Here is a 536-nt window from a genome sequence, read left to right as displayed (position 1 = left end):
GCAACTTCAATACCTTGGTAATGCCAGTAATTTGCCTCGTGACGAAGTTCCGAAACAAAGCGAACATTGTCTCCTTCCGCGCGTATGTGCTTGAGCTTGTCGACACTGCCACTCGCCGTCAGCGGGATTTCCATCCCTTGGTAGTCGCCATCTTTCAAAATGATGGTGCCACCAGCAGGAAGCAGTTCTACTGCGGTAGCTAAATCAAGCGGTTGTGCTTGAGATCCGTTGCCTTTGTCGCTGCCGTTTGGTGCAACATACAGCGTCATTGGGTCTGGCAGAGAAACAACGTCAACGCTGTAACGGTGCGCTTGTGTCTCTTTGTTTGGGCCGTCAATGGCGGTGAATCTCACTTCCATTTGATTCGCGCCGCTATCGAGAGTCAGCCACTGGCTGAACAACTCGCCCGCCGTCACGGTTTGCTTCGCAACCACTTTGCCATTGTGCAGAACTTCAAATTCGCCCGAGTAGTTGGCACGAGCTTGAACCGGATACTCCTTGGTTGCAGAGCGAGGTGAAGAAGCGATTTGGAATAC

The 536-nt window shown here is 52.1% G+C and carries 1 pseudogene; it reads right to left on the bottom strand.

What is annotated here, in order from left to right:
- Positions 1–536 (bottom strand): annotated as a pseudogene (locus R8N49_RS29950) (exopolygalacturonate lyase); the annotation flags it as partial.

The sequence above is a fragment of the Vibrio sp. 1978 genome (genome assembly GCF_033344345.1).
This window is presented reverse-complemented; position numbering and strand designations above follow the sequence as displayed.